The sequence below is a fragment of the Flavobacterium sp. genome (assembly GCF_029945805.1).
In the GTDB taxonomy this organism is placed as follows: Bacteria; Bacteroidota; Bacteroidia; order Flavobacteriales; family Flavobacteriaceae; genus Flavobacterium.
In genome coordinates this window covers 76,488-84,590 of the sequence record NZ_JAQSDH010000006.1, presented here as the reverse complement: position 1 = coordinate 84,590, position 8,103 = coordinate 76,488, and the positions used below count along the sequence as shown (strand labels likewise).

The following is an 8,103-nucleotide window of genomic DNA, read 5'->3' as shown; positions in this document are numbered from 1 at the left end:
CGATTCATTTAAAGAAGCCATCTTTTTGGCTTCTTTTTTATCGGACAACAATGATATTTTTGTATATAATTTTAAGTATTTGCAGTTCTACTATATGTCGTCGAAAACATTTATAATCGTAGGGCTGCTTTTTTTTTGGTTGGTTTAGTCGTACTACTGCTCAATAACAAACCTCTAAAATAAGCAATAGTTTCTTTATTTATATATTGCCAACAAAAAATTAGAAAAGCACTTTTTGTTTTGTGTCACTAGGTGATGGTAAGTCACTTTTAGTACCTATAAATTTATTTACTTATTATTACTTGATTATTACATTTCAAATCTAAAGTGTTTTTTTTTTTATATAGTTACACTAAAAGTGTACATTTTAGAAAAAATTAAAATTTAACTTTTGAATTATAATTTGATCTAATAAAAAATCCCTCTTATCTAAAAAAACAAGAGGGATTTAAAATAAAGCAAATTGCTGTTTTATTATTTTGGTTTCTTAGCCTTTGGCGTATCATCTACCACTAAGCCATAGTCGCCCAATACTTTTGGGTTTTTGGCATAAATGCTTTTTAATACTGCGGCACTGTTTTGCACTATCGATTTTATTTGTGGCAAATCTACATCGCGCTGACGGTAAAATTGCTCTGCTTTTTTGGCAGCATCTTCTGCATCATCATTATTTTGCTTACAGGGTGCTACTTTCGGACCATCTGTTGCCCAGTTATAGTCACTCATAGCATTTAGTGGTGATGTTGCACCATCTGCTACATGTTTATCATAAATTTTTTGCGCCAAAATTAATAAGTCGCTCGGATTGGTTGGGATAACTATACGTCCCGATGTTCTTGCTGGCATAATTTTAATGTTTTTTGATTAATTATTAATTTATTTTCTTACACTAAAATAATAATTTACTTCATTTAGTAATACTTTTAGCTCAAATATTAGATAATAATCAAAAATTATCGACAAGGTGCAAGATTGAAATACAAATATTAGAACTTGATACACAAATCTGCAATATTGATTCATAAATGTTATGAATTTATCTATCAATACTACATATTCATTAATCAATGCTATCCATTTATCTATCAATACTATATATTGATGAATCAATGTTGCTAATTTATCTATCAATACTATATATTGATGAATCAATGTTTAGTATTTGTCTTTGCAGAAGAAATATTTATCTATTAAATAGAAATGTATCCTAAAAAAAAATCCCCTTGCAGTTATATACAAGGGGACTTTTCTATAAATTTCTTTCTCTTCGTTGTTCTCGTGCGAGTAACGTATTTTTGAGTAGCATGGCAATGGTCATTGGACCTACGCCGCCGGGAACGGGAGTAATAAAGGAGGCTTTTTTAGAAACCATATCAAAATCTACATCGCCTGTAATTCGGTAACCTCTTGGATCTGTTTCATCGGCTACACGTGTGATTCCTACATCAATTACTACTGCGCCATCTTTTACCATTTCGGCTTTCAAATAATTGGGGACACCCAATGCTGTGATGATGATATCTGCCTGAGTGGTAATTTGAGCTATGTTTTTAGTGTAACTGTGTGTCAAGGTTACCGTCGAATTTCCTGGAAATCCTTTTCGTCCCATCAAGATGCTCATTGGTCGGCCTACGATGTGGCTTCTGCCAATTACTACCGTATGTTTTCCTTTGGTTTCCACATTATACCGTTCTAATAATTCTAAAATTCCAAACGGTGTTGCCGGTATAAAAGTGGTCATATCCAAAGCCATTTTTCCGAAATTTTCGGGATGAAAACCATCAACATCTTTACTAGGATCAATTGCCATCAAAACGCGCTGCGTATCAATTTGATCGGGCAAAGGCAACTGAACAATGAAACCATCAATGTTGTCGTCTTCATTCAATTCTTTGATTTTTTTTAGCAATTCGGTTTCAGATGTGGTGCTTGGCATTTTAACCAAAGTCGATTCAAATCCGACCAATTCACACGCTTTAACTTTACTGCCAACATACGTCAAACTCGCACCGTCATTCCCTACAATTACTGCTGCAAGATGTGGAACTTTCTCGTTGTTGGCTTTCATTTTGTTAACCTCAGCAGTGATTTCAGCTTTGATGTCGCTTGAGATTTTTTTTCCGTCTAGTAATTCCATCTTGTTGTGTTTCATGTTTCATGTTTCATGTTTCATGTTTAAAAAACTTAAAACAAAGTTTAGTAGTTGTAGTTAGTATAAAAAAATAAGGTTTAAAATTTCATAACTTGAAACCTTAAACCTTACACCTATTTTATTTCATTCCGCCCATCATCTTCATCAGGTTCTTTCCGCCGCCGCCTTGCATCATCTTCATCATTTTGCTCATTTGGTCGAACTGCTTCATGAGTTGGTTTACTTCTTCTATTTTTCTACCCGAACCTTTTGCGATTCTGGTTTTTCTTTTCATATCAATCAGCGAAGGCTTGCTTCTTTCTTTAGGTGTCATTGAATGGATTATGGCTTCTATATGTTTAAATGCATCATCTTCAATTTCAACATCTTTTAGTGCTTTTCCGGCACCAGGAATCATCCCAACAAGGTCCTTCATGTTCCCCATTTTCTTCACTTGCTGAATTTGGGTTAAGAAATCATCAAAACCAAATTCGTTTTTAGCGATTTTCTTTTGAATTTTTCTCGCTTCTTCTTCATCATATTGCTCTTGCGCTCTTTCTACTAAGGATACTACGTCACCCATTCCGAGGATTCGTTCCGCCATACGTGCTGGATAAAACACATCAATGGCTTCCATTTTTTCTCCGGTTCCGATGAATTTGATTGGTTTATCGACAACCGATTTAATCGAAATGGCAGCTCCACCACGCGTATCACCGTCTAATTTGGTTAAAATTACACCATCAAAATTCAGTCTGTCGTTGAATGCTTTTGCAGTATTCACTGCATCTTGACCCGTCATTGCATCTACAACAAACAAGGTTTCATGTGGTTTAACAGCAGCATGAACATTCGCAATTTCGGTCATCATTTCCTCATCAATAGCCAAACGACCGGCAGTATCAATAATCACCACATTGAACCCATTTGCCTTAGCATACGCAATGGCTTTAAGCGAAATATCAACCGGATTTTTATTATCTGGTTCTGCAAATACTTCAACGCCAACCTGACCTCCAACTACCTGCAACTGATTAATTGCCGCAGGACGATAGATATCACAGGCTACCAAAAGTGGTTTTTTATTCTTTTTTGTTTTAAGATAATTGGCTAATTTTCCGGAGAATGTGGTTTTACCCGAACCTTGTAATCCCGACATCAAAATTACGGTTGGGTTCCCCGAAAGATTGATTCCGGTAACTTCGCCACCCATTAATTCGGTTAGTTCATCTTTTACAAGTTTCACTAATAATTGTCCGGGTTGTAAGGTGGTCAATACGTTTTCGCCTATCGCTTTTTCTTTAACTCTAGTGGTAAAATCTTTAGCGATTTTGAAATTAACATCGGCGTCAAGCAAGGCACGACGGACTTCTTTTAAAGTTTCGGCTACGTTGACTTCGGTAATTTTTCCGTGTCCTTTTAATATATGGAAAGCTTTGTCTAGTTTATCACTTAAATTATTGAACATAATGGTACCCTTGTTTTAATGAAATGCAAATTTAAGGATTTGATTTAGAATTTCGATGATAGAATAAATAAAAAAACCACTCGTTTTAGCGAATGGTTCGATATAAAAAAAGGTTTATTAAGTTCTAATTTTTAGTAAAAACTAAAGTATCCGTTCCACCATTACCTCCGCTAACATCAATTAGCGAGATTGTTGTAGCTGTATGTGAAACAACATCCCAATCATCTGTCAAGTCTGCAAAATTTGCAGGAGATGCAAATGCAATATTAAAATCTAAATCACTACTTGGATTGTCATCATTACTATTATCAGTAACTACAGACCAAGTTCCAGCATAGGTGTTGGTGCCATTAGTAGCTGTCAATACATTAGAAGGTCCAAATGTAAAATTGTATCCTGTAAAATTACTGGTTTCATTGTTTCCTGAATCTACATAACTCGTAATTCTCCAAGTTCCTTGTGTTGCTGTATTGATTACTGGTGTTGGATCAGTTGAAGAAGAAGAACTACTATCTGAACTACACATTGAGGCTACATTTAGCATAAAGAGGCATAATAGTGCCGGAATTAAAAATAATTTTTTCATAATTTTAGTGTTTAAGTTTAACTTTATTTAGGATTTTAGCCCGTTCTTATAAATGTAACAAAATAATACAAAAATACCCTAACTTAATTTAAAAAAAAATAGGGTTTTCGCTTATGTAACTGTTTTATAAGGTAAATAATCTTTTGTAATTACATGAATAAATTAAAATTATCATTTGCCCTTCTTGTACTTCCCACTTTTCTATTTGCTCAATTAGACGCTATAAAAATTGAAGGTGAAGCACAAGGAACAACGTATCATATAACCTATTTTGATGCTGCTGCTAGAGATTTCAAACCTGAAATTGTACAAATTTTAAAGGATTTTGACTTATCGGTTTCGACTTATATTCCGAATTCGATTATTTCGAGAATAAATTCGAATCAGAAAAATGTAATTGTGGATAAGTATTTTAGTGCTTGTTTCAAAAAAGCGAAGGAAGTATGGAAAAATACCGATGGTGCTTTTGACCCAACGGTATATCCCTTAGTAAATGCTTGGGGATTTGGTCCGGGTAAGAAAGAAAAAATTGAAAAGGAAAAAATTGATAGTATTTTAAAATTCGTTGGTTTTAATCTAATCCAATTAAAAGGCAAACACGTTATTAAAAAAGATGCACGAGTTCAATTAGATTTTAATGCTTTTGCCCAAGGGTATTCTGTTGACGTGGTTTCAGCATTTTTAAATTCGAAGAAAATCGCATCTTATATTGTTGAAATTGGCGGAGAAGTTTATGCAAAAGGCAAAAAACCGGATGGCAGCCATTGGACCGTTGGTATTGAAAAACCCATTGACAACAAAGAAACCGCTAATGATTTAAAAGCCCTTGTAAAATTAGAAAATCTAGCTATCGCGACTTCGGGAAATTATCGCAGGTTTGTGATAGAAAACAGCATTAAATATTCGCATCATATTGACCCGAGAACAGGTTATCCTACCAAAAACGACTTATTGAGTGCTTCTATTTTTGCAAAAGAATGTATTTCATCTGATGCAAATGCTACAGGAGTATTGGTTTTGGGATTAGAAAAAGCAAAACTTTTCTTGGCTTCACATCCTGAACTTCAAGCGTATTTAATTTATTCTGATGAAAAGGGAAATTATCAGGTTTATGAAACCACCGGAATAAAGTCAATTTTAAAAGAAGCGGAATAAAAAAAAGCAGCTACAAAATGCAACTGCTTTTCAACATTAAGATAACCTAAAAAACATTATTTTCTGAGTATTACTTCATAATTTGAAGTGCCGTTCTCATTTGTTAAACTAAATATATAATTACCATTGCTCAAATTTGAAAGATCTATTTGCTTGGTCGTTGTTGCATTGTTACTATCAAATTGCTGGGAATAAACAGTCTGTCCTAATAAGTTATACACTTTAATATCCTTAACTTCATTTTTCAAATCGATATTAAAAATTCCAGATGAAGGAACCGGATAAATTACTACAGCAGGTTCGCTATTTACTACATCATTTATACCTAGCGCCGTTGGTATCCAATCAAGAACTACTGTATTAAAATATGTACTTGGCGATGTTGGGGTTAAATGCTGTACTGTTGGTCCTTTTGTAAAGGAAAAACTAGTCACTACTTGATGATTATTGGATCCAGAATCTACCCAAGAACTTTCGATCCATATTTTATAAATACCATCTGCAACTGTCGTTCCGTTAGTTGTTCCTACAACATTTTTACCATCCCAAGTTACGGACTTAGCGCCGTAAGCTGTTGGTGTAGTAGTCGCAGTCCTTGTTGCGCCTGTTAATGCATCTGTAACACTGCAGTTATTTCCAGAAGAAGCAACTGCTACTGCATTAGTACAACCCGCTTTTGCACCCCAAGACGGTAAATGATCATCTGTAGAAGTTGATACATAACGCGCTTTCGTTTTAATAAAAGTTCCAGCCGCGTTCTCAATCCATACGGCATAAACATTTTTCACTCCTGCAGGACTAGTAGGTTGGGGTTGATTGTAAGTGATGGTAAAAGTTCCTGCTGTTTGTGCAAAACTAACTACCGAAAATAAGCCTAGTATTACCGCACTTAGACTATTAATTACTGTTTTTTTCATTTTTTTTAAATTTAGTTGTGAATGCAATTTCACTTAATTGTTTTAGAAGAAACTATTTGTTTTCTAATGCTAATTTTATGGAGATTTTAGCGGTTTCCGCCAACGTTTTCTTCGCTAATGCCGGCACATCTAATTTATAATCGATCAGCTTAACAATGAATACTCCTGATAGTGCTACTTTGCCACTTTGATTGTCAATTGCCATTTTAGTTTTAACTTTATTGGTCACGCCATGAATCGTTAAATCGCCTTCCACTTCATAAGTACCCGATTTTGAATCATAATTAAGTACTTTTCCTTTAAAACTAGTTTTAGGAAATTTATCGCTTTCCATGTAATTTTCATTAAAATGTTCTTCCATTAATGGCGATTTAAACTTGAACGATTTAACCATTCCTTGCACCACTAACTCTCCCGTAGCTTTATCAAAAATACTTGAAACAGTATTGTTATCAGCAATAACAGGATCGAGCGCTCCCGGCACAGTAGCGTCAAACCTAATTTCTCCTGAACGGGTCATCATTTTTTGAGAAAATGCAACTCCACCAATTAGAAGAGTTACTACTACAATCATTATTTTTTTCATAATTAAAATTTTTATTGATTATTTATTGTTGTGCAAAACCTTGAGCTACCCAAAGATTAAACATGTCAATTTGCACTTGTGGAATTCTACCACTACTGGGCATCAAATCGCAATCTTGCCCATCAATTCTACAAGAGATTGATTCGGCATAATCCACAACTTCTTGATAGTTTTCTAACGGTGAACTCGGTTCCGTTCCGTTTGCACTATGGCAAGAAGTACACTGTGCCGCCATGATGGGCTTGATGTTAGCCTCATAAGTTGGAGTCGCTGTGAAACCTGAAATTTCACTGTATGTATTGGAATCACATGATGTAACAACTATTCCAATTGCTGCTAAGATTATTAATTTTATTGTTTTCATAATTAAAATGCTCTATACATGTTAAAACCAAAATATATACTTCCTCCACCGTCCCATTTTCCGGTGGTATTGGAGAAATAAGAAATGTCATTCATTGGTTGCGAACTTGAGAATACCAATTGAAACACATGACCACCCGTTTCTATATCAAACCCAAGTGTTAAAGGATTATGGTAATACTCTTGTTCTTTTGGATTCATTCTAGCGGCATATTCAAGATTTAGACTGATCCTTTTTGACAGCTTACATCTTCCTCCTAAACCAACAACAAATAAATCTTTACTTTCAGTATTTGGTTGAATATCGTATAGATTTTTGTGAATATAAACTGGGTTGATTTCAAAAGAAATAGCATCGGAGAATCTTCGGGAAATAAGTAACTGACTTGAAAAAGCTAAGCGATTTGTTTGCTTGAATTCTGGATATAAAACTTTGTCAAATTTAGAACCGTTAATATCCATAGTGTTGTATCCAACTATTGTAACCGGAAATCCATTTTCATATTGATTGGCTAATCTATATTTTACAGAAAGTTCAAAAGTTTTATTGTAGGTATGGCGTGACACTCCCAAAGACAGCCAATCTGTTGCGCCATAAATTCCGCCAATTCTAGTTAAAGCATTATCTAAACCAAAAAAATTGTTGATTCCTTCTTTTAAATCTCCAAATCGATGAGACACTAGAAAATACCACTCATTTTTAGATGCCATTTTGGTAGACTGCATATTACAAACTTGCAATGCTTTAAATGCTGATGAACTTAGTTGCTTTGCATTGGGAACAGAGTCTAGTTCTTTCATTAAATCATCTTGAGCGCTTACCAGAGTGACGGTAAACAACAACAGTGCTGAAAATAAAATTTTTGTTACGTTCATTTTTTAAATATATTAATTGGT

The 8,103-nt window shown here is 34.4% G+C and carries 9 protein-coding genes; 1 reads left to right on the top strand and 8 read right to left on the bottom strand.

What is annotated here, in order from left to right; translation table 11 throughout:
- Window positions 1-474: 474 nt before the first annotated feature.
- The 4 genes from PSU83_RS01305 to PSU83_RS01290 all read right to left on the bottom strand — a co-directional run bounded on the left by PSU83_RS01305 (window position 475) and on the right by PSU83_RS01290 (window position 4,185).
- Window positions 475-846 (bottom strand): hypothetical protein, encoded by a 372-nt coding sequence (locus PSU83_RS01305; RefSeq protein WP_300585838.1) that lies wholly within the window; start codon window positions 844-846, stop codon window positions 475-477.
- A gap of 403 nt (window positions 847-1,249) precedes the next feature.
- A complete protein-coding gene (locus PSU83_RS01300) occupies window positions 1,250-2,137 on the bottom strand; it encodes a tetrahydrofolate dehydrogenase/cyclohydrolase catalytic domain-containing protein (RefSeq protein WP_300585844.1) in 888 nt (295 codons plus the stop codon).
- A 133-nt stretch (window positions 2,138-2,270) separates the two neighbouring features.
- Window positions 2,271-3,599, bottom strand: a complete 1,329-nt coding sequence (gene ffh, locus PSU83_RS01295) for a signal recognition particle protein (RefSeq protein ID WP_300585836.1) — start codon at window positions 3,597-3,599, stop codon at window positions 2,271-2,273.
- 124 nt (window positions 3,600-3,723) lie between these two features.
- On the bottom strand, window positions 3,724-4,185 hold the full coding sequence (locus tag PSU83_RS01290) for a hypothetical protein (RefSeq protein ID WP_300585834.1): 462 nt from the start codon (window positions 4,183-4,185) through the stop codon (window positions 3,724-3,726).
- 153 nt (window positions 4,186-4,338) lie between these two features.
- Here PSU83_RS01290 and PSU83_RS01285 point away from each other — a divergent pair, with 153 nt between their 5' ends.
- Entirely contained in the window at window positions 4,339-5,340 is a 1,002-nt protein-coding gene (locus PSU83_RS01285) for an FAD:protein FMN transferase (protein ID WP_300585832.1), read from the top strand.
- A gap of 56 nt (window positions 5,341-5,396) precedes the next feature.
- On the opposite strand, the gene PSU83_RS01280 is transcribed toward PSU83_RS01285, so the two are convergent.
- From PSU83_RS01280 to PSU83_RS01265, 4 genes are read right to left on the bottom strand one after another with little or no spacing between them, the layout of a single operon-like run.
- Window positions 5,397-6,257 (bottom strand): T9SS type A sorting domain-containing protein, encoded by an 861-nt coding sequence (locus PSU83_RS01280; protein WP_300585830.1) that lies wholly within the window; start codon window positions 6,255-6,257, stop codon window positions 5,397-5,399.
- Between the two features lie 52 nt (window positions 6,258-6,309).
- Window positions 6,310-6,843: a YceI family protein gene (locus tag PSU83_RS01275; RefSeq protein ID WP_300585828.1), complete on the bottom strand. Its 534-nt coding sequence runs from the start codon at window positions 6,841-6,843 to the stop codon at window positions 6,310-6,312.
- A 22-nt stretch (window positions 6,844-6,865) separates the two neighbouring features.
- On the bottom strand, window positions 6,866-7,207 hold the full coding sequence (locus PSU83_RS01270; protein WP_300585826.1) for a hypothetical protein: 342 nt from the start codon (window positions 7,205-7,207) through the stop codon (window positions 6,866-6,868).
- A gap of 2 nt (window positions 7,208-7,209) precedes the next feature.
- The gene (locus PSU83_RS01265) at window positions 7,210-8,082 is read right to left on the bottom strand and encodes a DUF5777 family beta-barrel protein (protein ID WP_300585824.1); all 873 of its coding nucleotides are present in this window, start codon (window positions 8,080-8,082) and stop codon (window positions 7,210-7,212) included.
- Between the last annotated feature and the right edge of the window lie 21 nt (window positions 8,083-8,103).